Raw genomic sequence first — 23,791 nt, 5'->3', positions numbered from 1 at the left:
TTCTACTGGTTTTCCCTGATGCCACACGCCCCGCAACGCCGCTGGGAGCTCGACGCCCTGCGGGGCCTGATGCTCGTCCTGATGACGCTGACCCACATGCCGACGATGTACTCGTTGCCATCGGGCCAGCCGTTCGGCTTTGTCTCGGCGGCGGAGGGATTTGTCTTCCTCTCGGCCTTCATGGCCGGCCGCGTGTACGGCCGCCGCGCCCGGCGCGACGGGCTGCCCGCCATGCAGACCGCCTTCCACGAGCGGGCGCTCAAGCTCTACCTCTGCCAGCTGGGCCTGCTGCTGCTGGCGTTCACCGCCATCGCCTGGCTCGGCGTGTTCAACCGGCAGGGCGGGATCACCGGCCTGCTGGAGTTCTTCTTCATCGACCCGCAGGCCGCCGTCGTCGGTGCCGCCTTGCTGCTGCACAACCCGCCCCTGCTGGACATCCTGCCGCTCTACATCTTCATGATGCTGCTCAGTCCCTGGCTGCTGCGCCGGGGCCTGCAGCAGGGCTGGCGCGGTGTGCTGGCCGTCAGCGGCCTGCTGTGGCTGGGCGAGCAGTGGGGCCTGGGGCGCGGCGTGTACGACCTGGTCGTGGCACTCACCGGCCTGCCCATCCCGTACAAGGACATGGGCGCCTTCCACTGGCTGGCCTGGCAGGCCCTGTGGGTCGCGGGCCTGTGGCTGGGTGCGCGCGAGCAGCCGTGGCCGCGCCCGCCGCTCTGGCTGCTGGCACCGGCGGCCATGTACGCCGTGGCGATGCTGGCGTGGCGGCACATCGCCGGGCAGGACCCGCTGCCCTGGCTGCCCGCCGTGGGCGTGATGCTTGACAAATGGTCGCTCGGCCCCCTGCGGGTGCTGAACTTTGCCAGCGTGCTCCTGCTGCTCATGGCGACCGGCCCCTGGCTGGTGCGCGTGCTGCCGCGCCTGCATGCGCTGGAGTTGCTGGGGCGGCACTCGCTGTCGGTCTTCTGCGCCCACATCGTGATCGCGTTGTTCACCCTCGCCTTCTTCGGTTCGACCCAGGTGGTGCGCCCCTGGACGACGGACGTCGCCTTGCTGCTGGCCGCGTTCGCAGGCCTGTTCGCGGTGGCCATGCTGGTGGAAGCGCGCGAACGCCGTGACCGGCGCTCCGGGCTGGTCTGGCGCACCCGTTCCCAGACGCAGTGACGCCCCTCCCTCTGTGGGGGAACTTTGCGGGGCGGCGCGGGCCCCATCACCATGAGCCAGAACGATCGCCAGTGGGAACTGGACGCCATGCGCGGCCTGATGCTCGTGCTGATGACCCTGACCCACCTGCCCACGAAGCTCGCGGACCCGCTGGGCCAGCCGCTGGGCTATGTGTCGGCGGCCGAAGGCTTCGTGCTCCTGTCGGCCTACATGGCCGGTCGGGTCTATTCCGCCAAGGCCGACCGGCAGGGCACGGAGGCGATGAAAAGCGCCTTCTTCAACCGCGCGCTCAAGCTCTATGCCTGCCAGCTGGCCCTGGTGCTGTTCGCCTTCACCGCCATCGCCGGCCTGGGCCTGGCGCTGCGCGAGGGGGCGGTGACCGACCTGCTGTCCTTTTTCCTCGAGCGGCCCGTGGTGGCCACGCTGAGCGCCGGCCTGCTGCTGTACAGCCCGGCATTGCTCGACATCCTGCCGATCTACATCGTCTTCATGCTGGTCAGCCCGCTGCTGCTGTTGCACGGCAGGGAACACGGCTGGCGCGGCGTGATCGCCCTGAGCCTGGCGCTGTGGTTCGGCGCCCAGTTCGGCCTGGGCCCGGCGCTCTACCAGTTGGCCTTCGGCTGGTTCGACATGCCGGTGCGCTACCGCGACATGGGCGCCTTCGAGATCTTCGCCTGGCAGTTCCTGTGGACCCTGGGCCTGTGGATGGGCACCGAGCACAGCCGCCCGGACCCTGCCCCCACGCACTTTCCGCGTTGGATGGTGCGCACCGCCCTGGCCCTGGCCGCCTGCGCCTTCCTCTGGCGCCACGCCGTGGGACAGACGCCGATGCCCGACGGCTCGGCGGTCAACCTGATGTTCGACAAGTGGCACCTCGGTCCGCTGCGCCTGATCAACCTGCTGGCGCTGCTGGTGCTGGCGATGCACTTCGGCCCGTGGCTGGAGCGGCACCTGCCGCGCTGGCGGCCGCTGGAAACGCTGGGCCAGGCGGCCCTGCCGGTGTTCTGCGCCCACCTGGTGATGGCCCTGCTGGCGCTGGCGATGTTCGGCGCCGCGAACGCCGCCAGGCCCTGGTCGGTGGACCTGCTGATCCTGTTCGTGGGCTTCTACACCCTCTGGGTCGTGGCCCGGCTCAGCTCTTCAGGTGCTGCGCGATGATGCGCTGCCACAGCGCATAGCCTTCCGCGTTGAGGTGCAGGCGGTCGCCCAGGAACAGCTCCGGGCGCGGCTGGCCGTCGGCGCCCAGCATGGCGGAAAACACGTCGATGAAATCCAGCTGCGGCTCGGTCACGCTGTAGGCCTTGATCAGCTCGTTGGTCTCGCGCACCGAAGCCAGGATGCCTGTGCGCGAAGGGCTGGGCTTGATCGAGACGAAGGCGATGCGGCTCTCGGGCAACTCGGCCTTGACCGCATGCACGAAGGCCGTGAAACGCTCCAGCACCTCGCGCGGCGTGGCGCCTTCGGACAGGTCGTTCTCGCCCGCATACACCACGACCATGCGGGGCTTGTAGGGCAGCACCAGCCGGTTCACCAGCTTCACGCAATCGAGCAGCTGGGAACCGCCGAAGCCGCGCTTGATGACCACCGGCTGGTCGGCAAAGCTGGTCTCCAGGTCGTTCCACAGGCGGATCGACGAACTGCCCACGAAGACCACCCCGCCCGGCTGCGGCGCCTGCTTCAGGTCGGCAGCGGCAAAGGCCTCGAAGCTGGACGTCCAGCGCGGGTCGATCGCCGCGAGCTGCTGGGTCGCCGGAGCCAGGGAAGGTGCAGGGGTTTCGGCCTGCGCAAGGGCCAGGGATCCGATGCCCAGCAAACCGGCCAAGGCCAGTTGCTGCGGCAGCGCGAAGCGCAATGAACGGTGGGGCTTTTGGTGCAAGGCGATCAGGGCGTGGTGGAGGCGCAGAATGGACAGCACCGCGCGCGGAAAGTTCAGACACCGCCAGTGTAAATATCGGTATCGACCCGGTCCACCCGGACAAACCGAACTGTTGTCCCGACGCCCCACACCGGCCCGTTCGTCGGGGCCGCTGGACTCAGGCGGCCTCCGGTGGCACCACCAGCACGTCGTTCTCGGCCATTTCCAGCACGCGCTGGGCCACGCTGCCCAGCAACAGCCCGAGCACGCCGCGCCGCTGCTGGGTGCCCAGCACCACCAGGTCCGCCGGGTGGGCCTGCCCGTGGGCGTGCAGCAGCAGCCCGGTGTCGCCATGCTCCAGCCAGGTGCGCAGGCGCCGGCCCACGCCTTCGGGCAATTTGCACGACTGGATGAAGGTTTCGGCCTCGCGCTCGGCCTGGGCCAGGCCGTCGGCGCGCACCCGGGTGGTGTCCACGCCGCCGATCGCGGGGTACGGGTTGTCGAAGGCGTGGAAGAGCGTGAGCTCGGCCTGGGGAAACAGCGCGGCGGCGGTGCGCAGGGTGTGCCGGGAGGCGGCGGAAAAATCGCTGGCGACGACCACGTGGCGGTAGGTCGCGCGCGGCCGGTTGCGCACCACGAGCAGGGGCACCGGCGCGCGGCGGGCCAGGGCATCGACCATGGAGCCCAGCACCACGCGGCTGAGCGCCTCGTTGCGCGCCACGCCGGTCACGATGAGGTCGCTGCCCTCGGCGACGGCCACGGTGAGCACGGTGTCGGCGACCGGGCCCTGCTCCACCCGGGGCACCAGCGGCAGATCGTCCTCGCCTTCGAGGTCGGCGCGCAGGCGCTGCTCCACCATCGCCCGGCGCGCGGCCCCGCCGGCCAGGCCCGAGGCCCGCGAGAGCACCGAGGTGGGCGCTTCGGCTGGCTCGGGCTCGACCACGGTGAGTGCCACCAGGCGCGCGTCCCACTCGCGGGCCAGGCGCACGGCGCGGTCCAGGGCGCGGTCGCTGCGGCTGCTCAGGTCGGTGGCCAGCAGGATGTGGCGCGGGGTGGCGGGTGTGCTCACTCGAAAGCTCCTTTCAAGGTGACCGGCGCCGCCATGCGGGCCGTCGGGTTCAGACCTTGGAAGATACCAAACGGCCCTCGGCGCGCCAGCGCCACAGGCCGACCACGGCCGAGAACACGAACACCGCCCCCAGCGCGGCGGCTTCGGTCGCCACCTGGGCCAGGCTCGCACCGAGCTGGTTCAGCGCGATGAAGCCCTGCACGCCGGCGGTCGAGGGCACGAGCCAGCGCAGCGCCTGCAGCGCCGGCGGCAGGGCCTCCACCGGCCACGACAGGCCGCTGAGGAACATGAAGGGCAAGGCCGTGCACAGCAGCAGCTGCACGCTGCGCTCCCGCGTGCGAAAGAGGCTGCCCAGCAGCATGCCCAGCGCCGCCACACAGAGCGCGAACAGGGCCGCGAACAGCAACAGGCCGCCGAAATTGCCTGCGCGGGGGTAGTCCTGCCACCAGAGCACGAAGCCGAAGAAGTACAGGCTGTTGGCAAAAGCCACGGTGGCGAAGGCCAGCAGCATGCCGAAGTAGGCGGCGCTGCTGCGTCGGACCGGAAAAGCACCGCGCTCGCGCCAGGTGCCGAACAGCAGCGTGATCGCCAGCAGCAGCGTCTGCTGGATGATGAGCACCGCCACCCCCGGCACGATGTAGGCGCCATAGCCTTCGCGCACGTTGAAGAGGGCCACGGCGTTGACGTTGACCGGTTGCCGCTGGGCCATGGCCTGGGCGGGCGAGGGCGTGCCGGCGGCCAGCCGCTTGAGTTCGATGCCGGCCGAGACCGTGCCCACGGCCTCGGCCAGGCCGTTGAGCGCCACCTTGTTCATCATCATGTAGACACCGTTGCCGCTGATGTCGACCTCCGCCCGGCGCCCGCTCAGGACCTTGCTTTCCAACCCCTGCGGGATCATCAGCACGCCGGCGATCTCGTTCTTCCAGAGCAGGTCCTGGGCCTCGCGAAGGTCGGGCGTGACCCGCTGGGTGTCCACGGCGGGGTGCGCCGCGACGTAGCGGGTGATCTGCCGCGAGATCGCGCTGAGGTCCTGATCGACCACCGCGACCGGCACCTGCTGCACGCTCTCCCGCGAATAGGGCAAGGGGTAGAAGAACGAGTAGACGATGCCGCCCACGAACAGCAGCATGATGGCGCCGACATCGCCGAGCATGGCGCGCCAGGTCGCCACGAAACTGCCGATCAGGCCGGCGGGCCCCGGCGATGGCTGGGCGCTCATGTGCGCCCCCAGGCCGAGGCCTGGCCCGCCCGTTGTTTCAGGATCAGCAGGCCCGCGCCGCCGCTCACCACCGCAAAACCGAGCAGGACCAGGGCATCGCCCACGCCGTAGGTCCAGGGCGCGCCGGCGAGCCAGTGTTTGCCCTGCAGCTGCAGGTAGTGGGTCAAGGGCAGCGCTTCGGCCCAGGCGCGCGCGAGCGCGGGCATGGCGCTCAAGGGGTAGCCCTGGCCCGAGAAGGCGAAGGCTGGTGCGGTGACGAAGGCCGCCGCCGACAAGGCGTTGCGCAGCGTGAGGGTGACCGCGATCATGAGCAGGCCCAGGCCGAGGTAGGCGGCGATCAGCAGCCACAGGCCGGCGACGATCATCAGGCCGCTGCCTTCGATCGCCCAGCCGCGCACGAAGCCGAAGAACACCACGAACAACACCGCCTGCACGGCGAAGGCCGCCGCGGGGATCACCAGCTTGCCGGCCACCGCCGTGTGCCAGCGGCCTCCCGCGCTCGCCAGCCACTGCGGCACGCTGCCCGCGCGCAGCTCACGGCCGACCGCGGTGATGGCCGCGAGCGCCACGAAGATCTGCAGCATCGACGGGATCAGCGCGAGCACCAGGAAGGACTCGTAGTTCGCGTTCTCGTTGTACAGCGTGCCCAGCCGCAGGCGGATGGGCTCGAACTGTTCCGCCGCCTGCGCCGCTGAGGCGCCGCGCTTGCCGCGCGCCGTCATCTCGATGCCGGCACTCAGCGTGGAGACCGCGGTGCGCACGTCGCGGGTCAGGCCGCCCGCGTGCACCGAGAACTGCCCGTTGTAGAACCAGGACACGGTGGCCGAACGCCCGGCCCCGATGTCGTGCTGGAACGAGGCCGGCACGACCAGCAGCCCATAGGCGCGGCGCTCGCGCAGCCAGGCCGTGGCCTCGGCTTCGTTGCCGACCGCTGCGGCGACGCGGACCCCCGGCGACTCGTCTACCATGCGCAGCAGCGAACGCGACAGGCTCGACTGGTCCCGGTCGATCACGACGATCGGCAGGTCGCGCGCGATGCCGGCGGCGAACATCCACCAGATGAGCAGGCACACGCCCAGCGGAATCCAGGTGAGCATGCCCAGGTCCCAGGCATCGTGCCGCAAGCGTTGCCACTCGCGCCGGACCACGGGGCCCAGGCCGGTCGCGTTGGTGGCGGTCTCCACGGGCGGGCTCAGGGGGCGGGAAAGACCACGCTCATGCCCGGTCGCAGTTGCGCCACCGGAGCGACCGGGCGCAGCCGGATCTCGAAGGTGCGCAGGTCGGTTCCGCCCGGGCGCGCGGCGCGCCACGTCGCGAAGTCGGGCAGCACGCCCACCGACGACACCACCAGCTCGATGCTGCGCCGAAGCGCCGGCACTTCGGCGGTGTGCTGGCTGCCCACCGCATAGTCCGCCATGGCGTCCTCGCGCACCTGCAGCACCGCCCACACGTCCTGGAGGTTGACCAGGGTGATCACCGGGAAGCCCTGCGGGGCGATCTCGCCGGGCTGGATCTGGATCTTGCTCACGTCACCGGCCGCGGGCGCCGTGATGCGCGTCTCGGCCAGCGCCACCTCGGCCTCCGACAGCACGCCGCCGACCTGCTGGGCCTGGTACTGGGCGGCCGCCTTGTCTTCCGGGCGTGCGCCCTTGCGCGCCATCTCGTACTGCGCCCGCGCCGCATCGGCCTGCTGCTGGGCCGCCCGCCACTGGGCCAGGGCCTCGTCGCGCTTCTGTCCGGCCAGGATGCCCTCGGCGAACATGGTCTGCACCCGGTCGTAGGTGGTCTTGGCCAGCTGCGCACCGGTCTTGGCGCGCTCCCAGTTCAGGCGCGCGGCCTCGACCTCTTCCGGCCGCGCACCGGCGTTGGCCTTGGCGGCCACGGCCGAAGCCGCCGCTTCGGCGGCGCGCGCCTGGGCGATCTTGGCGGCCACCTCAGGGCTGTCGAGCTCGAACAGCAGGTCGCCGGCTTTCACGGTCTGGCCCAGGTGCACGTGCACCGTGCCGACCCGGCCGGGCACCTTGGACGACACATTGATCTCCTGCGCCTCGATCTGGCCCTGCAGCGGCAGCGGCTGCGGCGTGAAGGCCTTCCACAGGCCCCAGGCAAGGAAGGCGACGACGGCCACCCCCAGAAAAGCGAGAAGAACGCGCTGGACGTTGGAAGACATGGGCATGGGCTTACTCGACGGGGGGAGCGATCTGGATGTCGGCGTTCTGCGCGAACTCGGCCAGGCGGTGCGGCTGGCCGCTGGCCTCCAGCAACCGGGCCAGGGCCATCACGTAGTCGTAGGCGGCCTGCACGCGCTCGGTCTCCACCTTGAGCAGGTTCAGGCGCGCATCGGTCAGGTCCAGCGAGGTGCTCTGGCTTTGCTGGAACGAGACGGTCTGCAGGCGCAGGTTCTCGCGGGCCAGGCGGATGGTCGAGTCCATCGACAGGAACTGCGCGCGGGCGTTCTGCAAGGCCCGCCACTGGCTCTCGATCAGGGTCGGCACATCGCGCTGCGCCTGTTCCTCCAGAGCGCTCACGCGCTGCTGGTCGAGGATGGCTGCCTCCTTCATCTTGCCCCGGTCGATGCGGTCGAGCAGCGGCACCGACACCAGAATGCCCACCGCCCAGTTGGGCTGGACCAGCTTGTCGCTGCTGCGGTTGAAGTTGTAGTTGCCGATCGCCAGCACCGTCGGCAGCTGGCCGCCGGTCTGCAGCTTCAAGGCCTGGTCGGCCTGGGTCCGCTTGCTCGCGATCTTGTCCCACGCCGGGTTGTGGGCAAGCCCCGCGTCGATGAAGGACTGCAGCGTGCCCACGGACGCCGAGTTGACGAACAGCGGTGTGCTCAGCGGCGCGGGCAAGGCCGCGCCCAGCAGGCGCGTCAACGCCACCTGCGCGATCTCGGAATCGCTCTGCGCCTTGGCCAGATCGCGCCGCGCGCCGTCGAGCGCCACGTCGGCCTTGAGCCGCTCGGCGGTCGCGATCAGGCCGGTCGCTTCCAGGCGCTGCGCGGCGCGCTGGTGGTCGGCAATGCCCTTGGCCGCCGCGCTGCGCAACTGCACCGCGTGCGTGGCCAGCTGCAGCGAGAAATACCGCTGGGCCACGGTGGTCGACAGCTTGTCTTCCACGTCTCGGGCCTCGGCCCGGGCCTCGTCGGCCTTGCCCGCTTCCAGCCCATGGATGGCTTCGAGCCGCCCTCCGGTGTAGATCGGCCAGTTGGCGCTCAGGCCCAGGGAATGCAGGTTGAAGGTGCGGTTGACCGACACCGCGTTGGGGATGGGCGGGATGGAGAGGCCGCCCGGCACGACCGAACCCAACGAGCCCGCGGCATTGGCCAGCGGCGAGGTGTCGAGGTTGAAGGTGGTGGCGACCCGGCCGGTGAAGCCCGAGAGCGACAGGGCCGGACCGCCCAGGTGGGCCAGCGCCTCGGCCTTGAGGTCTTTGGCCTGCACGTCCATGCGCGCGTTGCGCACCTGGCCGGAGGCCTCTTGCGCCTGTTGCAGGGCTTGGGCGTAGTCCAGGCCCTGCGCCGCGACTGGTGCGCTCAGCGCCAGCAACGCGGCCAGGGCAACAAGGCTTGAAAGAGGTGGGGTCATCGGGACATTTCGCAGCGATGAAGCCGCGAAACGAACATACCACAGCCACCCCGCCGGGGACCTCCATTCCCTCGCGGGACATTAGGGAGGCGCCTCCACGCCATGCGCACATGCCATCATCGCCATGGCCCCGCCTCCCGCACCAGGACCCGCCCGACATGAAGCTCCCCGACAACCCGCCGGCCACCGGCGTGCAACTCTCCCCCGAAGGCCTGCCCCGCCTGCTGGCACAGGCCGGCGAGCTGGGCGCCATCCGCGTCGCGGTGGTGCACCCCTGCGACGAACTCAGCCTGCGGGGCGCGCTCGATGCGCGAGACGCCGGCCTGATCGATCCCGTGCTGGTCGCGCCACGCGCGCGGCTGGCGGAGCTGGCCGCGCAAGCCGGCCTGGACCTCTCGGGCCTGAGCATCGAGGACGTGCCGCACAGCCACGCGGCCGCGGCGCGCGCCGCTGAGCTGGCCGCCAGCGGCGAGGTCGAGGCGCTCATGAAAGGCAGCCTGCACACCGACGAACTGCTCGGCGCCGTGCTGAGCGCGTCGGCCGGCCTGCGCACCAAGCGCCGCCTGAGCCACTGCTACCTGATGCAGACGCCCGCCTACCCCCGGCCCTTCATCATCACCGACGCGGCCATCCACATCGCCCCCACGCTGGAGGAAAAGGCCGACATCGTGCGCAATGCCATCGAGCTCGCCCACACCATCGGCGTGGCGCAGCCGCGCGTGGCCATCCTGGCCGCGGTCGAGACCGTCAACCCGCGCATGCCCGCCACACTGGACGCCGCCGCGCTCTGCAAGATGGCCGACCGCCGCCAGATCACCGGCGCCCTGCTCGACGGCCCGCTGGCCTTCGACAACGCCATCTCGCCCGAGGCCGCGCAGGTCAAGGGCATCGACTCGCCCGTGGCCGGCCGCGCCGACGTGCTGGTCGTGCCCGATCTGGAGAGCGGCAACATGCTGGCCAAGCAGCTTGAATTCATGGGCCACGCGGCCAGCGCCGGCATCGCCATCGGCGCGCGCGTGCCCATCGTGCTCACCAGCCGCGCCGATTCGCGCGCCACGCGCCTGGCCTCGTGCGCCATCGCCGTGCTGCTGGCGCACCGCTACCGGGTCAGCCGTCCATGAGCGGCATGGTGCTTGTGCTCAACGCGGGTTCGTCCAGCATCAAGTTCGCCCTCTTCGACGCCAGCGGCCCCACCCTGCCGCGCGAGCCGGCCTGGAAAGGCCAGGTGCGCGGCATCGCCGGGCCCCAGCCCACCACGGCCGACACCGACACCCCTGAGACCGCGCTGGCCTTGGACCCCGCGCAGCCCTACCACGAGGCGCTGGCCCACATCCTGCGCCGTGTGCGCGCCCACCTGGGCGAAACGCCGCTGCGCGCGGTGGCGCACCGCGTGGTGCACGGCGGCAGCCAGTATTTCGACCCGGTGTGCGTGGACGCGGCGGTGCTGGCCGATCTGCAGCGCTACATCCCGCTGGCGCCGCTGCACCAGCCCTTCGCGCTCGACGCGATCCAGGTGCTGCTGGCCAGCGACCCGCAGCTGCCGCAGGTGGCCTGCTTCGACACCGCCTTCCACCACACCCTGCCCCAGGTCGAGCAGATGCTGCCCCTGCCCTACGCGGCCTGGGAACGTGGGCTGCGGCGCTACGGCTTTCACGGCCTGTCCTACGAGTACCTCTCGGTGGCGCTGCCCGAACGGCACGGTGAGCTGGCCCGCGGCCGGGTCATCGCCGCGCACCTGGGCAGCGGCGCGAGTCTGTGCGGGCTGCAGGGCCTGCGCAGCGTGGCCACCACCATGGGCTTCTCGGCGCTGGACGGCCTGATGATGGGCACGCGCACCGGCTCGCTCGACCCCGGTGCGGTGATCTACCTGATGGAGATCGAGAAGCTCAGCCTGGAAGACGTGGGCCGCGTGCTGTACCACGAGTCGGGCCTGCTCGGGGTGTCGGGCGTGTCGTCCGAACCGCGCCGGCTGTTCGCCGAGGAAGGCCGCGACGACCTCACCGGTGAGCGCGTGCGCGCCGCGCTGGCGCTCTATGTGCGGCGCATCGTGCGCGAGATCGGCGCGCTGGTGGCCGTGCTCGGCGGCCTCGATCTGCTGGTGTTCACCGCCGGCGTGGGCGAGCACAGCGCCGAGATGCGCCGCCGCATCTGCCGCGACCTGGGCTTCCTGGGCCTGGCCCTGGATGACACGGCCAACGAAGCCAATGCCGCGCTCATTTCTGCACCCGGCAGCGCGGTGGCGGTGGCTGTCGAGCCGACCAACGAGGAATGGATCGCCGCGCGGCACGCCGCCGCGCTGGTGCTCAGTCCGCCGGGCGCGCCACCCGGTGCAGCGCCCTGACCAGGTCCGACTCGGTGATGATGCCGGCCAGCCGGCGTTCCGTGTCGATGATGGGAATGTGGTGGTGCCCGCCTTCCGAGAACAGCGGCACCAGCTCGCTCACGTGCCGGTTGATGCTGGCCACGCGCACCTCTCGCGTCATCAGCTGGCCCACCACCTCCGGCTTGTCCGAATGCACCGTGCCGCTGCGCCGCATCAGCGCGCGGAAGCGGTCGCCGATGCCCTCGTGCCGGTCCAGCTCGGCGTGCCGCATGAAGTCCGAGACCGTGACGATGCCGACGATGCGCCGCGCCCGATCCACCACCGGCAGCGCCTTGATGCGGTGCTGGCGCATCAGGCCCCAGGCCTCGCGCAACGGGGTGCCGAAGGACACCGCGATGGGTTCGGGCGTCATGATGTCGCCGCAGCGCAGGCTGCCGAAGTTGCGCTGGTAGGCCGCCGACTCCGCGTGGTGCAGCAGTTCCTCCAGGTCGTCGCGGCTCACGTCCAGCACCTGGTTGTAGTGCGCCAGCGCCGCGTCCAGGTCGGCCGCGCTGAAGCGGGCCGGGGCGGCGGTCGGCTCGTGCGGGGCCCGCACCTGGGCGTGCGGGTAGCGCCGCCCGCTCAGGCTGTTGTAGACCACGCCCGCCACCACCAGCAGCAAAGAGTTCACGAACATCGGGAAGGCCGCGAAATGGAAACCCACGGCGCCCAATGAAGTCAGCAGCGCGGTCGCGCCTCCCGGCGGGTGCAGGCAGCGCAGTGCGAACATGAGCCCGATCGCCGCCGCCACGGCCAGCGCCGCCGCCCACGCCGGGTCGGGCACCAGCATGGCGCAGGCCGCGCCCACCAGCGCCGAGAGCGTGTTGCCACCCACCACCGACCAGGGCTGCGCCATCGGGCTCGCGGGCAACGCGAACACCAGCACGGCGCTGGCGCCCAGCGGCGCCACCAGCCAGGGCCCCATGGCATTCGCCCCCGCCCACCAGCGGCTCAGCAGGGCCGTGAACAGGATGCCCAGGCCCGCCCCGGCCACACTGCGCCAGCGCTCATGGGCGTCGACGCGCACCGGTGCCGGCCAGAACGCGGCAAGGAAACGGGTGGCGCGCTCGACGCGCGCGACGGAAGGCTGGCCATCGGGGTTCAATCGGGTCTCCGGATGTCTTGAGATGGATCAAGGAGTCGCCGTTTGGCGCCCCTGGCGCGCGTGGGGGCGACCGATCTCCCATAAGATTGATTCTAGATGGATCTTTTTGCGCACCGAGGGTGCGGGGTCCGTGCACGGGAAACATCATGAGCGTCATGGCGGTCTGCACCGAGGAAGAAGTTTCGAGCATGGTCCATGCGTTCTACGCGCGGGTGCGGCGCGACGAGGTGCTCGGTCCCATCTTCAACGCCCACATCCACGACTGGGACCGCCACCTGGCGCACCTGGTGGACTTCTGGTCCTCCATCCTGCGCCGCACCGGCCGCTTCACCGGCATGCCCATGCCACGCCACGCGGCCCTGCCCGGCCTCACCCCTGAGCTGTTCCAGCGCTGGCTGGCCTTGTTCCGCGAGACCACCGCCACCTTGCCCAACCGCGCCATGGGCGAGCAGGCCTTCGCCATGGCGCAGCGCATCGCGCAAAGCCTCTGGTACGGCTACCAGGTGAGCAACCGGCCCGACGAGGTGCCCGCCGACCTGGTGCTCGACGGAGGCCCGCCGTGCGCCTGACCACCATGACCGACTACGCCCTTCGGCTGCTCATGTACCTCGCGCAGCAGCCGGACCGCTTGTGCACCATCGCCGAGGCAGCGCAGGCCCATGGCATCTCCGAGACGCACCTTATGAAGGTCACGCACCACCTCGGCCTGCTGGGCTGGATCGAGACGGTGCGCGGCAAAGGCGGCGGCATGCGGCTGGCCCGCGCGCCGCACGAAATCGGCCTGGGCGAGGTGGTGCGCGACATGGAGCCCGATTTCCACCTCGTCGAATGTTTCTCCAGCGGCAACACCTGCGTGCGCACGGGCGATTGCGCCTTGACCGGCGTGTTGCAGAGCGCCCTGCAGGACTTCCTGGCGCGGCTCGACGGCGTCACGCTGGCCGACATCGTGCCCGCGCGGCCCCTGCCGGCCACGCGCGTCGCCGTGCACCGCGTGGCGGTGCGCTGAGGCCTCAGGCCCGGGGCGGGTTGGGCCGGCCGAGCTCGACGATGGGCCCGGTGGAGGCGTACTGGTTGCCGCCCAGGCGCGTGAGCGGTCGGGTGCGCACCACGTCGAAGCGCCCGCTGGGTTCGATGAACTGGTCGTCCAGGTGCAGCGCCACCACGCGACCCAAGACCACGTTGCTGAACGTGTCCCCAGGGCCGACGGGCTCGATGTCGATGATCTGCAGCAGCTGGCACTCCATGCAGGCGGGCGACGCCGCCACGCGCGGCGGCCGCACCTTGCGGCTGGCGGCCTTCTCGAGGCCGGCGATCTCGAACTCGTCGGTGCCGTAGGGCGCGTTGAACGAGGACAGGTTCATCTGCTCGCGCAGGTCCCAGGTCACGAGGTTGGTGACGAACTCACCGGTGGCGCGCACGTTGGCGATGGTGTCCTTCTCATCCCGGTCGTCGGGCGCGTTGCACGAGAACATGACCACCGGCGGCGCGGTGGACACGAGGTTGAAGTGAGAAAACGGCGCGAGGTTGACGCGGCCGTCCGCGCTCACCGTGCTGATCCAGCCGATGGGCCGGGGCGCGACGATGGCGTTGAAGAGGGAGCGCTTGAAGTCGGTTGCGGTGTCGAGGTCGATGTACATGGCAGGAGGTCCGGAAAGCATCAGCGAAGGGGGTTGACGACGGCGGCGCCCGGCTCTGCGCGCACCACCTTGGCGAGGTTCTCGGCGGCCTGCTGGCGGCGGCCGAAGAAGCCCTCCCAGGTCCAGGAGGCCACGTGCGGCGTGCTCAGCACGCGCGGGTGGGCCAGCAGCGGGTCGTCGCGCGCCGGGGGCTCGGGGTCGAACACGTCGAAGGCCGCACCGGCCAGGATGCCGGCGTCCAGCGCGGCGATGAGCGCGGGCGCATCCACCAGCGTGGCGCGCGCCGTGTTGATCAGCACGGCGCCGCGTTTCAGGCGCGCCAGCGCCGCCGCATCGAGCAGCGGCCGGTCGCCCGGCAAGGCCGGGCAATGCAGCGACACGGCGTCGCTCTGCGTCAGCAGTTCGTCCATGTCCACCGCGCGCACGCCATCCGGCAGCTCGCGGGCCAGGGGGTCGTGCACCAGCACGCGCACGTTCCAGCCCGCCACCCGCTGCGCCAGCGAGCGGCCGATGCGGCCGAAGCCCACGATGCCCAGGGTGCTGCCGTCCAGCCCGCCGGAGAACACCCGGGGAGTGCGCCAGCCGCCGCCCTGCAGGTACTCGCGGGTCCACACGTGCAGTTGCTTGCGCAGGGCCAGCAGCAGGGTCAGCGCGTGCTCGGCCACGGCCACGGAGTCGTTGCCGCCGGGCGTGTTGCAGACCGCGATGCCCAGGTCGCTCGCGGCGGCCACGTCCACCGTGTCCACGCCGACGCCGATCTTGCTGATGACCTGCAGGCCGGGCAAGGCGGCCATCACCTCGCGCGTGACGCGGATGCCGCCGGAGATCAGCACGCCCTGGCAGCCTTGAGCATCGGCGATGAAGTCGGCCTCCAGGTGGCGCCGGTAGTCGGGGTCGCGGTTGGGCTTGCCCAGGCGCACGTCGAAGCCCTGCTCGCGCAGCCAGGGAATGCTGGGGTCGTCGGGCATCACGCGTTCCCAGATCAGGACGGGTTCGTTTCGTTGGGCGGTCATCGGGGGCATCTTCTCGGGAATGGGGTTCAGGCGTCGGGGAAACCGAACACGCGGGCGGGGTTGTGGACCAGGATCTGCTCGCGCAGGGCCGCGTCGGGCACGGCGCGCACGAGCAGCTCGACCAGGTCGGCGTCGTCGGGCATGGTGGTGGTGGCCGCGTCGTACAGCGGGTGCGGCCAGTCGGTGGCCCACAGCATGCGCCAGGGGTTGAGGGCGACCACGCGGCGGATCAGCTCGGCCGCGCCGTCGTAGGGCGGCGCGAATCGGTGGTCCACGCGCGAGACCTTCACCCACCAGTTGCCGCGCGTGACGGTCTCACGCAGGAAGCGCAAGCCCTCGCCGTCGAGGTCGCCCGGGTTCAGGTAGGCCAGGTGGTCCACCACCACCTCGGCGCGGATGTCCAGCAGCAGCCGCGCCTGGGCCGCGAGTTCGTCGGCGGTGGCGTGCAGCGAGATGCACCAGCCCAGCGCCTCGGCCCGGCGCACCTGGCGGCGAAAGGCGGCGGCGTCGAAGGCCGCGCCGAAGCGCGAGAGGATGTTGAAGCGCGCGCTGCGCACACCGGCCGCGTGCAGTGCCTCGCAGGCCGCGTCCGACACGCTGTCGTCCAGCAGGGCCACGCCCCGGTAGCGCACCGGGTCCGAGCGCAAGGCGGTCAGCAGCACGGTGTGGTCGCTGCCGTACACCGAAGGCTGCACCAGCACCGCGCGCTGCACGCCCAGGCGTTCGTGCAGGGTGCGCAGCTCGCCGAGCCAGGCCACCGGCGGCTCGTAGCGCCGGCCGGGCAGCAGCAGGTCCGCACGGGCCGGGTCGAAAACGTGGATCGCGCAGTCGCAGGAACGCGGCGGCAGCACCACCGCCGGCCGGCGGGTGTCGCGCCGCCAGTCGTGGTGCGCGTTCACGCGCCGGCCGCGCTGGCGCTGTAGTCGCCGGCGTTGTGCACCCAGCCACGCGCGATGAAGTCCTCGCGCGACGGGCTGAACACGTCGAGCAGCAGGTGGTGGCCGTCGCCCACGCCTTCGGTGGTGTGCACCAGCTCCACCGGCACCACCGCCAGCGAGGGCGACGGCGCGGGCAGGTGCTCGTCGTCGCGCCAGAGGTTGGCGTCCTTGCCCCAGTTCACGCGCAGGTGGTGAATGAAATTCCCTGCCAGTGCGAGCGAGCCCTGTTCCAGGTCGCTGTGGCTGTGCGGGCTCAGTGCCGAGCGGTCGCGCACGCCGTGGTACTCCACCCAGTTGATGCTCAGCGTGTCGGTCTGCAGCATCTTCAGGCGCGGGTTGTCGGCCGGCGCCGGCACCTTCGCCATCTCGAACACCTGCACCAGTGGTGCGCCGGGCTTTCGGCGAAAGGGCCGGCCGGTGGGCTTGATGCGCGCGTCCGGTTCGGCGTAGGCGCTCTGATTGAGGACCGTGGCGGGCTCGATGTCGGGGCGGTCGGAGGCGATCACCGCACAGGTACCGGGGGCGGCCAGCCGGATGCTGGAGCGCCCTGCGGCCAGCACGCACACGCTGCCTGCGTGGTGCACCGGCACGCTGGGCCCCTGCCCCGCCGGCACGATGACCGCGCCCACGTTGGGAAAGACCAGCAGCATCTCGGCGGTGCTCTCGACCTCGAAGGCTTCGGTGCCGGCCTCCACCCATTCGACGATGAAGTTCTGCGCGCGCATGCGGCGGTGGCGGTTGCCCGCGATGGTCAGCGCGGGATGCTCGGCAAAGGCCGCGAAGCTGCGCGGGCGGACGCCGGAAGAAAGGGAAGCGGGTGTGGATGACATGGCGGAAGGAAAGGGATCGGGAATGCGGCGATCATCACCCGCCCCGCCCCCGCGAGGCAATGCGAACGCGGTCGTTTTCTGCCTGCCGGAAAGCGGGCCCGGTTTCGTTGACACCCCAGGAGCCGCTCGGGAATCATCGATCCATTCCCCCTTCATTCCATCGAGACCCGGAGACACCATGAAACACCTTCACCGTTCCCTGCTCGGCGCGCTGGCCGGCGCCGCCCTCGCGCTGGGCACAGCCACCGCGCACGCGCAGGCCGACGACTTCCCCAACAAGCCCATCCGCCTCGTGGTGCCCTTCGCCGCGGGCGGCACCATGGACCTGTTCGGCCGCCTCGTGGGCGGTGAGATGGCCAAGGCCCTGGGCCAGACGGTGGTGGTGGAAAACATGCCCGGCGCCGGCGGCTCCATCGCCACCGGCAACGTGGCGCGCTCCGCGCCGGACGGCCACTCGATCTGCTTCTGCGCCACCGGCAGCACGGTGATCCTGCCGCTGATGGACGCCAAGCTGCCCTACAAGGTCGCGACCGACCTGCCGCCCGTGGGCCATGTGCTTCGCATCGAGCAGACCATCCTCGTCAACGCCGAGAAAGGCGCACCCAACCTGGCCGCGCTGATCAGCAAGGCCAAGGCCAAGCCGGGTGGCATGTTCTACGGCACGCCGGGCAACGGCACTTCCAACCACCTGGCCGGCGAGCTGTTCAAGATCGCGGCCGGCCTGGACATCGGCACCGTGCACTACAAGGGCGAGTCCGCCGCCGTGCTGGACCTGCTCACCGGCCAGATCGATTTCATGGTGGCCTCGGTCTCCTTCGCCGACCCGCAGGTCAAGTCGGGCAAGCTGCGCATCCTCGCGCTCACCGGCCCCAAGCGCGTTTCCGCCTACCCCGACGTGCCCACCATCGCGGAGTCCGGCTACCCCGGCTACGAAGCCACCACGCAGGTCGGCCTGCACGTCGCCAAGGGCACGCCTCAGGCGCGCATCGACAAGCTCAACGCCGCGATGAACACCGCGCTCAAGAGCAAGGAACTGCTGGACCGCATGGCCGCCAGCGGCGTCTCGCCTGTGGGCGGCACGCCCGACGGCTACGCCACCTTCCTGCGCCAGGAGAACGACAAGTGGGGCAAGGTGATCAAGCAGGCCGGCATCAAGCTGGAGTGAGCCGACATGCCGACCACCCTGTTGATGCTCCCGCCGCAGATCCCCGCCACCCGTGACTGGGCGCAGCGGCTGGGTGCGGCCTTGCCCGAGCTGAAGATCGTCGTCGCCGAAACCGACGACGAGGCCCTGGTGGCCATCCCTCAGGCCGACGCGGCCGTGGGCACGCTCACGCCCGCGCTGCTGGCGGCCGCGCCGCGCCTGCGCTGGCTGCACTCGCCGCTGGCCGCGCCGCCGACCGGCTACTTCTTCCCCGAGCTGGTCAGCCACAGCCTGACCGTGACCAATGTGCGCGGCATCTTCAACGACCACATCAGCGCGCACATCCTGTCTTTCGTGCTGGCCTTCTCGCGTGCGCTGCACCGCTTCATCCCGCAGCAGCAGCGCGGCGAGTGGTTGCAGCCGCCGCGCTACGAGGGCACGGTCTACCTGCCCGAAGCCACCGCGCTCATCGTGGGCGTGGGCGGCATCGGCGCAGAGACCGCGCGCCTGCTCGCTGCCTTCGGCGTGCACGTGATCGGCACCGACGCGCAGCGCACCTCGCCGCCCGAGGGCATGGCCGAGCTGCACCCGGCGCAGGCGCTGGACGAACTGCTGCCGCGCGCCGATTTCGTCATCGTCACCGTGCCGCACACGCCCGAGACCGAAGGCCTGTTCGACCGCGCGCGCTTCCAGCGCATGAAGCACGGTGCCTTCTTCATCAACATCGGGCGCGGCATGACCACGCGGCTGGACGACCTGCTCGCCGCCCTGCAGGCCGGCGAAGTCGGCGGTGCCGGGCTGGACGTGTTCGAGCAGGAACCCCTGCCCGCCGGCCACCCGCTGTGGACACAACCCGGCGTGTTCATCACGCCGCACGTGGCCATGTGGGGGCCCTACTACAACGAGCGCCGCTATGCGATCCTGCGCGACAACTGCCAGCGTTTCCTCGCCGGGCAGGACCTCGCCAACCGCGTCGACAAGGCGCTGTGGTACTGAGCCGGGGCCGCGCCATGGAGCTCAAGGGTATGATCCGCTCCCCCTCCCGCCCCTGCGGGAGCGGACCGACGACGATGCCCATGGCCGACGACCCCGACGCCCCCGACGACCACCCCAGCGGATCGATCCGGGCCATCTCGCGCGCGCTGCAGATCCTGCGGATCATGAACACGCAGCCCACCTGGAGCCTGCACAGCCTGCACCTGCAGACCGCGCTGCCCAAGTCCACCATCTTCCGCATCCTGCACACCCTGCAGCTCGAAGGCTATGTGCGGCTGGAGGGCGGCGTGGGCGTCTACCGGCTCACCGAAAAGATCCTGGAGATGAGCGGCGGCTTCACCGAGAAGTCGCTGCTGGTCGAGGTCGGCTCGCCGCTGGCGCTGCGCCTGACCAAGGCCATCAAGTGGCCGGTGGCGCTGGGCGTGCTCGACGGCGACGCCATCGTGGTGCGCTACAGCGGCATGCCCTACAGCCCGATCGCCGCGCACTCCACCACCATCGGCCGGCGCCTGGGCCTGGCCGACACCGCCATGGGCCGCGTCTACCTGGCGTTCTGCCCCGAGGTGGAGCGCGAGATCCTGTTCGACATGCTGCGCGCCGCGCCCGGCGGCAGCCAGCTCGGCCACGAGGAACTGCTGCTGCAGGAGCTCGCGGCCATCCGGCAACAGGGCTACGCCGTGCGCCAGCCCAACCCGCAGCGGCGCACCGCCACCCTGGCCACGCCGGTGATGCACCGCACCGAAGTCGTGGGCCTCATGGGCATGACCACCTTCGGCAACCTCATGACGCCGGCCACGGTGACGCAGTACGCGCCGCAACTGCAGGCCGCCGCCGCCGCCGTGAGCGAGGCCTACGCGGCGCGGCTGCCGCCCAGCCCGGACACCGGCGCGGCTTTCTGACCTGCGGAAAGTCGCGCCGCAGCGCTTGCCGCGCCGGATCGGCGCCGCGACCATGGCGGCTCGGGCAACGACGCCCGCCATCCACAGGAAACACCGTTCGATGAAAACACGGGGCCACATCCGCCAGCGCGGGCTCACGCTGGGCACTTTCGTGAAGACCGACTCCCCCCAGATCACCGAGATCCTGGGCACCACCGACCTCGACTTCGTCGTCGTGGACGCCGAGCACGCGCCCTTCGACCGCCTCACGCTGGACCGCCACATGATGGCCGGGCGCGCCGGCGGCATCCCGGTGCTGGTGCGCGTCCCGGACACTTCCGCCGCCACCATCCAGTCCGCGCTGGACCTGGGCGCCGCCGGCCTGCTGGTGCCGCGCGTGGACAGCGCCGCTCAGGCCCGTGAAGTGGTCTCGCGGGCGCGCTACCGCCAGGGCAGCCGGGGCTTTTCCATCTCGCCGCGCAGCGCCGGCTACGGCACCATGCGCATGGCCGAGGCGATGGACACGGGCGACCAGACCCTGATTCTGTGCCAGATCGAAAGCGCCGACGGCGTCACCGAAGCCTTCGACATCGCGGCCACGCCGGGCGTGGACGGTCTCTTCATCGGCCGCGCCGACCTCGCGCTGTCGATGGGGCTGGACGACATCCGCGCGCCCGCCGTCTCCGAGGCCTGCGACCGCATCATCGAAGCGGCGAAAGCCGCCGGCGTGAGCGCGGCCATGTTCGTGCCCAACGAGGCCGAAGCGCTGGCCTTCCGCGCGCGCGGCATCGACTGCTTCGTGGTCTCGTCCGACCAGTCGCTGCTGCGCCAGTCGACCCAGCAGTTCGCGGCCGCAGCCACCGCGCTGCGCCAGACCGCGCGCTGACGGCTCAGGCCGCCATGCCCAGGCGGCGCATCCAGCCGGCCAGGGCCTGCTCGTCGGCGTTGCCGGCCTGGTAGGCCGCCAGCATGGCCGCGTGCGACTCGGGCCGGTGCTGGTTGAGCTTGACCTTGCACTGCAGGTTCGTCACACGCAGCTCGAAGGCCGTGATGCCCTGCATCAGCTTGTGCTGGAAGTCCTCTTCCAGGCCGCGCCACTGGTCCGCATAGGCCGGGTCGTGGTCGTGGATCAGGTGTTTGAGCAGGCGGTCCTTGGTGTCGAAGCCGTCCAGCACGCGCGCCTGCACCGTGGCGTGCACCGCGAGGTAGTTCCAGGTCGGCACGCGGGCCAGATCGGGGTAGACGCGCGGCGTCATGTAGGCGTGCGGCCCGAGAAAGCTCACCACCGCCTGCGGGCGCGCCGCCAGGTAGCGCCCATGCGCATTGGGCTTGGCGCAATGGCCCAGCAGCGTGAGGCCGCCGTCTTCCTCCAGCAGGTGCAGCGGCAGGTGGGTGACGAAGGGCAGGCCTTCGTCGTCGGTGGAGATCAGGCTGGCAAACGGGTGTGCTCTTATCAGCTCCAGGGCGATGGCGGGGTCCTTGGCGGCGAACTGGGGTGGCAGGTACATGGGGCGGCCTCTGATGGGAACAGATCACTGTAACGCCGCTTCGCTTTCGCCACACTCGCTCCTATCATGAGGCCATGCCCGCCTCGGACATCCTCGCTCACCCGGCGTTCCAGAGCGCCGTGCTGCCCTTGCTGCTCTGTCTCGCAGGGGTGGGGATGCTGCTGCGCGTGGCGGGGCCACAGCGGGCCGCCCTGGGTGGTGCGCTCGGTCTGCTGGTGGCACTGGTGTACTTCCCCGGCTTCGACTGGCCGGCGACCGCCCGCGCGCAGAAGCTGCCCTGGATCGCACTCGCGGGCTGCGCGATCGCCGCGCTGCTCCTGTGGCGGGCGGCTTCCGGGCTGGCGCCTGCGCGCCCCTGGTGGCGCGGCATCGCCCTCGCCGCCGTGCTCACCGTGGCCTGCCTGGGCCTGGCCGCGGCGGCCGGCCTCGGTGGTTCGCTGTTGCTGGCCCAGCTGGCGCTGATGGTGGCCGTCGCCGCGGCGGTGCCGGGCCTGTGGTCGTGGTGGCGGCCCTCGTCCGGGCTGTGGGTGGCACCGGCCGCCTTGCTGCCGCAGTTGCTGGCCGCGCTGTGGATCGCCGCGGCCCTGCCCATGGCACCGTGGAACGCCGGGGCCGCCGACACCGCCACCGACGACCTCTACTACACGCCGCAGTGGAAATGACCCCACGCCCCGGGAGCCCCCGCGCAATGCGATGATGGCCGCCATGCCATCCCCCACGGACCTTCCCACCGACTGGACCGCGCTCTGGCAACAGATCGTGCTGGCGCGCACCTCGGGTCAGGGGGGGCCGCCGTTGCGCTGGTGCCCACAGGACGGCTGGCAACTGGCGCAGGCCGGCGACGCGCGCCGTGCGGAGCTGTTCCAGCTCTACAAGCCGTTGCTGGACGCCCGCCGGGCCGTCGGCGCGGCGCCCTGGGTGGTGGCCCAGCTTGGCCAGAGCCTGGACGGCTTCGTCGCCACCGCCACCGGCGACTCCTACTACGTGAACGGCCCGCACTGCCTGCTGCACCTGCACCGGCTGCGCGCCCTGTGCGACGCGGTGCTGGTGGGGGCCGGCACGGTGGCGATCGACAACCCGCAACTCACCACGCGGCGCGTGCCCGGCCCGCAACCGGTGCGCGTGGTGGTGGACCCCGCCGTGCGGCTGGACGGCTGCTCGCGCGTGTTCCAGGACGGCCAGGCGCCCTCGATCTGGGTCTGCGATGCCAGGCACGCCGCGACGGCCCGCGAGCGCCTGGGCGCCGGGCCTGCCGAGGTGCTGACGGTGGAGGGCCTGCTGGACGACGGCGAGAACTACCACCCGGCCCTGGTCGCGCAGGCACTGGCGGCGCGCGGCCTGCGCGTGCTGTTCGTCGAGGGCGGCGGCATGACCGTCTCGCGCTTCTTCACCGCCGGGGTGCTCAGCCGCCTGCACCTGGTGATCGCCCCGGTGCTGATCGGCCAGGGCCGGCGCGGCCTGCGCGCGCCTGCGCACGACGTCATGGCCGACTGCCCCCGCCCGCCCACGCGCACGCTGCCGCTGGGCGAGGACGTGCTGTGGGACCTGGACCTCAGCGGCGCGCGCCGCGTTTGAGGCCCGGCCCCGGACTCACAGCAAGGGCCGCAGCTCGCGCGCCGCGTCCTGCAGCAGCGGCAACAGGTCTTTCTGGAACACTGGCGCCTCGAAGCGGTCGGGCGCCGCCACGACGTTGAGCGCGGCGACCGTGCGCCCCTGCATGTTGCGCAGGGGCACGGCGAGCGCGAAGACGCCCAGCTCGTGCTCCTCGCGCGCGATGCACAGGTCGTCGCTGCGCACCTGGGCAATGACGGCGCGAAAGGCCTTGTGCTCCACGGTGGTGTGCGGCGTCAGCCGGGGCAGCTCGCGGCCCTTGAGCCAGCCCGAGAACTCAGCGCGCGGCAGGCCCGCGAGCAGCACGCGGCCGGTGGAGGTGGCGTGCGCGGGCAGGCGCGCGCCCAGGTGCAGGCCGTAGGCCATGAGCCGCTGGCCGCCGAGCGACACATTGCGCGCCACGATCACCACCTGGTCGCCGTCGAGCACGGCGGCCGAGAAGGATTCGCGCGCCTGCGCGGCAAGGCGGTTCAGGGTGGGCTGCAGCAGGCGCGGCAGACGGGCCGAGGCCAGGTAGCTGCCGGAAAAGCGCAGCACCTTGGGCGAGAGCCAGTAGTGGCTGCCGTCGGACTCCAGGTAACCGAGGTGCGCCAGGGTGAGCAGGTGTCGGCGCGCCGCCGCGCGCGTGAGGCCCGCGCGTTCGGCGGCCTGGGTGGCGTTGAGCCGCTGGCGCTCGGTGTCGAAGCTCTCCAGCACCGCCATGCCCTTGGCCATGCCCTCGATGAAGTCGGCCTTGGCGATGGGGGGCGGTGCGGCGGTCATGCGCGGATTATGCCCGCGCCAACGAATTTGCGCGGTGATCGCACAACGAGTCCGATCATCGCGCAAATGACCGCCGGCGCCGTTGTGCCCGGGCGGCAGGCTTCCTATGCTGCGGGCAT

At 71.2% G+C, this 23,791-nt stretch carries 24 protein-coding genes and 1 pseudogene; 12 read left to right on the top strand and 13 right to left on the bottom strand.

Features of this window, described 5'->3' with window-relative positions:
• The first annotated feature begins 18 nt into the window (after positions 1-18).
• On the top strand, positions 19-1,161 hold the full coding sequence (gene opgC / locus AC07ZS_RS01920) for an OpgC domain-containing protein (RefSeq protein ID WP_494796943.1): 1,143 nt from the start codon (positions 19-21) through the stop codon (positions 1,159-1,161).
• Positions 1,162-1,212: 51 nt separating this feature from the next.
• Complete coding sequence (opgC, locus tag AC07ZS_RS01915; protein ID WP_494796942.1) at positions 1,213-2,319, top strand: OpgC domain-containing protein; 1,107 nt, start codon at positions 1,213-1,215, stop codon at positions 2,317-2,319.
• Here the strand turns inward: opgC (AC07ZS_RS01915) and AC07ZS_RS01910 are convergent.
• The 6 genes from AC07ZS_RS01910 to AC07ZS_RS01885 form a co-directional block, all read right to left on the bottom strand.
• Positions 2,294-3,037: an SGNH/GDSL hydrolase family protein gene (locus tag AC07ZS_RS01910; protein ID WP_494796941.1), complete on the bottom strand. Its 744-nt coding sequence runs from the start codon at positions 3,035-3,037 to the stop codon at positions 2,294-2,296. The genes opgC (AC07ZS_RS01915) and AC07ZS_RS01910 overlap by 26 nt on opposite strands.
• Before the next feature lie 157 nt (positions 3,038-3,194).
• On the bottom strand, positions 3,195-4,085 hold the full coding sequence (locus AC07ZS_RS01905) for a universal stress protein (protein ID WP_494796940.1): 891 nt from the start codon (positions 4,083-4,085) through the stop codon (positions 3,195-3,197).
• 49 nt (positions 4,086-4,134) lie between these two features.
• Entirely contained in the window at positions 4,135-5,304 is a 1,170-nt protein-coding gene (locus tag AC07ZS_RS01900; RefSeq protein ID WP_494796939.1) for an ABC transporter permease, read from the bottom strand.
• Entirely contained in the window at positions 5,301-6,488 is a 1,188-nt protein-coding gene (locus tag AC07ZS_RS01895; protein ID WP_494796938.1) for an ABC transporter permease, read from the bottom strand. The genes AC07ZS_RS01900 and AC07ZS_RS01895 overlap by 4 nt, the downstream gene beginning before the upstream one ends.
• An 8-nt stretch (positions 6,489-6,496) precedes the next feature.
• On the bottom strand, positions 6,497-7,474 hold the full coding sequence (locus AC07ZS_RS01890; protein ID WP_494796937.1) for an HlyD family secretion protein: 978 nt from the start codon (positions 7,472-7,474) through the stop codon (positions 6,497-6,499).
• A gap of 10 nt (positions 7,475-7,484) precedes the next feature.
• The gene (locus tag AC07ZS_RS01885) at positions 7,485-8,888 is read right to left on the bottom strand and encodes a TolC family protein (protein WP_494796936.1); all 1,404 of its coding nucleotides are present in this window, start codon (positions 8,886-8,888) and stop codon (positions 7,485-7,487) included.
• Positions 8,889-9,094: 206 nt separating this feature from the next.
• Between AC07ZS_RS01885 and AC07ZS_RS01880 the strand changes: the two are divergent.
• Both AC07ZS_RS01880 and AC07ZS_RS01875 read left to right on the top strand, forming a co-directional pair.
• Positions 9,095-10,009, top strand: a pseudogene (locus AC07ZS_RS01880) (bifunctional enoyl-CoA hydratase/phosphate acetyltransferase); the annotation flags it as partial.
• Positions 10,006-11,229 carry an acetate/propionate family kinase gene (locus AC07ZS_RS01875; RefSeq protein WP_494796935.1) on the top strand — a complete coding sequence of 408 codons (1,224 nt, stop codon included), beginning with the start codon at positions 10,006-10,008 and terminating at the stop codon, positions 11,227-11,229. The pseudogene AC07ZS_RS01880 and the gene AC07ZS_RS01875, both read left to right, overlap by 4 nt.
• On the opposite strand, the gene AC07ZS_RS01870 is transcribed toward AC07ZS_RS01875, so the two are convergent.
• Positions 11,192-12,355 (bottom strand): HPP family protein, encoded by a 1,164-nt coding sequence (locus AC07ZS_RS01870; RefSeq protein WP_494796934.1) that lies wholly within the window; start codon positions 12,353-12,355, stop codon positions 11,192-11,194. The two genes, AC07ZS_RS01875 and AC07ZS_RS01870, sit on opposite strands and share 38 nt — an antisense overlap.
• Before the next feature lie 146 nt (positions 12,356-12,501).
• Here AC07ZS_RS01870 and AC07ZS_RS01865 point away from each other — a divergent pair, with 146 nt between their 5' ends.
• Together AC07ZS_RS01865 and AC07ZS_RS01860 are read left to right on the top strand one after the other, a co-directional pair.
• Complete coding sequence (locus AC07ZS_RS01865) at positions 12,502-12,924, top strand: group III truncated hemoglobin (protein WP_494796933.1); 423 nt, start codon at positions 12,502-12,504, stop codon at positions 12,922-12,924.
• Positions 12,915-13,361, top strand: coding sequence for an RrF2 family transcriptional regulator (locus tag AC07ZS_RS01860; RefSeq protein WP_494796932.1), 447 nt, complete (start codon positions 12,915-12,917; stop codon positions 13,359-13,361). Before AC07ZS_RS01865 ends, AC07ZS_RS01860 begins: the two co-directional genes overlap by 10 nt.
• 4 nt (positions 13,362-13,365) lie before the next feature.
• Here the strand turns inward: AC07ZS_RS01860 and AC07ZS_RS01855 are convergent, their stop codons facing one another.
• From AC07ZS_RS01855 to AC07ZS_RS01840, 4 genes are read right to left on the bottom strand one after another with little or no spacing between them, the layout of a single operon-like run.
• The gene (locus AC07ZS_RS01855; RefSeq protein WP_494796931.1) at positions 13,366-13,992 is read right to left on the bottom strand and encodes a flavin reductase family protein; all 627 of its coding nucleotides are present in this window, start codon (positions 13,990-13,992) and stop codon (positions 13,366-13,368) included.
• A 20-nt stretch (positions 13,993-14,012) separates the two neighbouring features.
• Complete coding sequence (locus AC07ZS_RS01850; RefSeq protein ID WP_494796930.1) at positions 14,013-15,005, bottom strand: NAD(P)-dependent oxidoreductase; 993 nt, start codon at positions 15,003-15,005, stop codon at positions 14,013-14,015.
• A 26-nt stretch (positions 15,006-15,031) separates the two neighbouring features.
• Positions 15,032-15,904 (bottom strand): amidohydrolase family protein, encoded by an 873-nt coding sequence (locus tag AC07ZS_RS01845; RefSeq protein ID WP_494796929.1) that lies wholly within the window; start codon positions 15,902-15,904, stop codon positions 15,032-15,034.
• Positions 15,901-16,773, bottom strand: a complete 873-nt coding sequence (locus AC07ZS_RS01840; protein ID WP_494796928.1) for a hypothetical protein — start codon at positions 16,771-16,773, stop codon at positions 15,901-15,903. Before AC07ZS_RS01840 ends, AC07ZS_RS01845 begins: the two co-directional genes overlap by 4 nt.
• 178 nt (positions 16,774-16,951) lie before the next feature.
• Between AC07ZS_RS01840 and AC07ZS_RS01835 the strand changes: the two genes are divergently transcribed.
• From AC07ZS_RS01835 to AC07ZS_RS01820, 4 genes are all read left to right on the top strand, one after another.
• Entirely contained in the window at positions 16,952-17,938 is a 987-nt protein-coding gene (locus AC07ZS_RS01835) for a Bug family tripartite tricarboxylate transporter substrate binding protein (protein ID WP_494796927.1), read from the top strand.
• A gap of 6 nt (positions 17,939-17,944) precedes the next feature.
• Positions 17,945-18,913, top strand: a complete 969-nt coding sequence (locus AC07ZS_RS01830) for a D-2-hydroxyacid dehydrogenase (protein ID WP_494796926.1) — start codon at positions 17,945-17,947, stop codon at positions 18,911-18,913.
• 80 nt (positions 18,914-18,993) lie between these two features.
• A complete protein-coding gene (locus tag AC07ZS_RS01825; RefSeq protein WP_494796925.1) occupies positions 18,994-19,812 on the top strand; it encodes an IclR family transcriptional regulator domain-containing protein in 819 nt (272 codons plus the stop codon).
• A gap of 100 nt (positions 19,813-19,912) precedes the next feature.
• A complete protein-coding gene (locus tag AC07ZS_RS01820) occupies positions 19,913-20,677 on the top strand; it encodes an HpcH/HpaI aldolase family protein (RefSeq protein WP_494796924.1) in 765 nt (254 codons plus the stop codon).
• A 4-nt stretch (positions 20,678-20,681) separates the two neighbouring features.
• On the opposite strand, the gene AC07ZS_RS01815 is transcribed toward AC07ZS_RS01820, so the two are convergent.
• A complete protein-coding gene (locus AC07ZS_RS01815; RefSeq protein ID WP_494796923.1) occupies positions 20,682-21,299 on the bottom strand; it encodes an FMN-binding negative transcriptional regulator in 618 nt (205 codons plus the stop codon).
• Between the two features lie 74 nt (positions 21,300-21,373).
• On the opposite strand from AC07ZS_RS01815, the gene AC07ZS_RS01810 reads away from it, so the two are divergent.
• A complete protein-coding gene (locus AC07ZS_RS01810; RefSeq protein WP_494796922.1) occupies positions 21,374-21,961 on the top strand; it encodes a hypothetical protein in 588 nt (195 codons plus the stop codon).
• Positions 21,962-22,004: 43 nt separating this feature from the next.
• On the top strand, positions 22,005-22,874 hold the full coding sequence (locus AC07ZS_RS01805; RefSeq protein ID WP_494796921.1) for a RibD family protein: 870 nt from the start codon (positions 22,005-22,007) through the stop codon (positions 22,872-22,874).
• A 15-nt stretch (positions 22,875-22,889) separates the two neighbouring features.
• Here the strand turns inward: AC07ZS_RS01805 and AC07ZS_RS01800 are convergent, their stop codons facing one another.
• Positions 22,890-23,672 (bottom strand): IclR family transcriptional regulator domain-containing protein, encoded by a 783-nt coding sequence (locus AC07ZS_RS01800; protein WP_494796920.1) that lies wholly within the window; start codon positions 23,670-23,672, stop codon positions 22,890-22,892.
• Positions 23,673-23,791: the final 119 nt, after the last annotated feature.

This window comes from Hydrogenophaga sp. GW456-12-10-14-TSB4, assembly GCF_059424305.1.
Note: the sequence above shows the minus strand (reverse complement) of the source record. Positions and strands in the feature narration are given on the sequence as shown.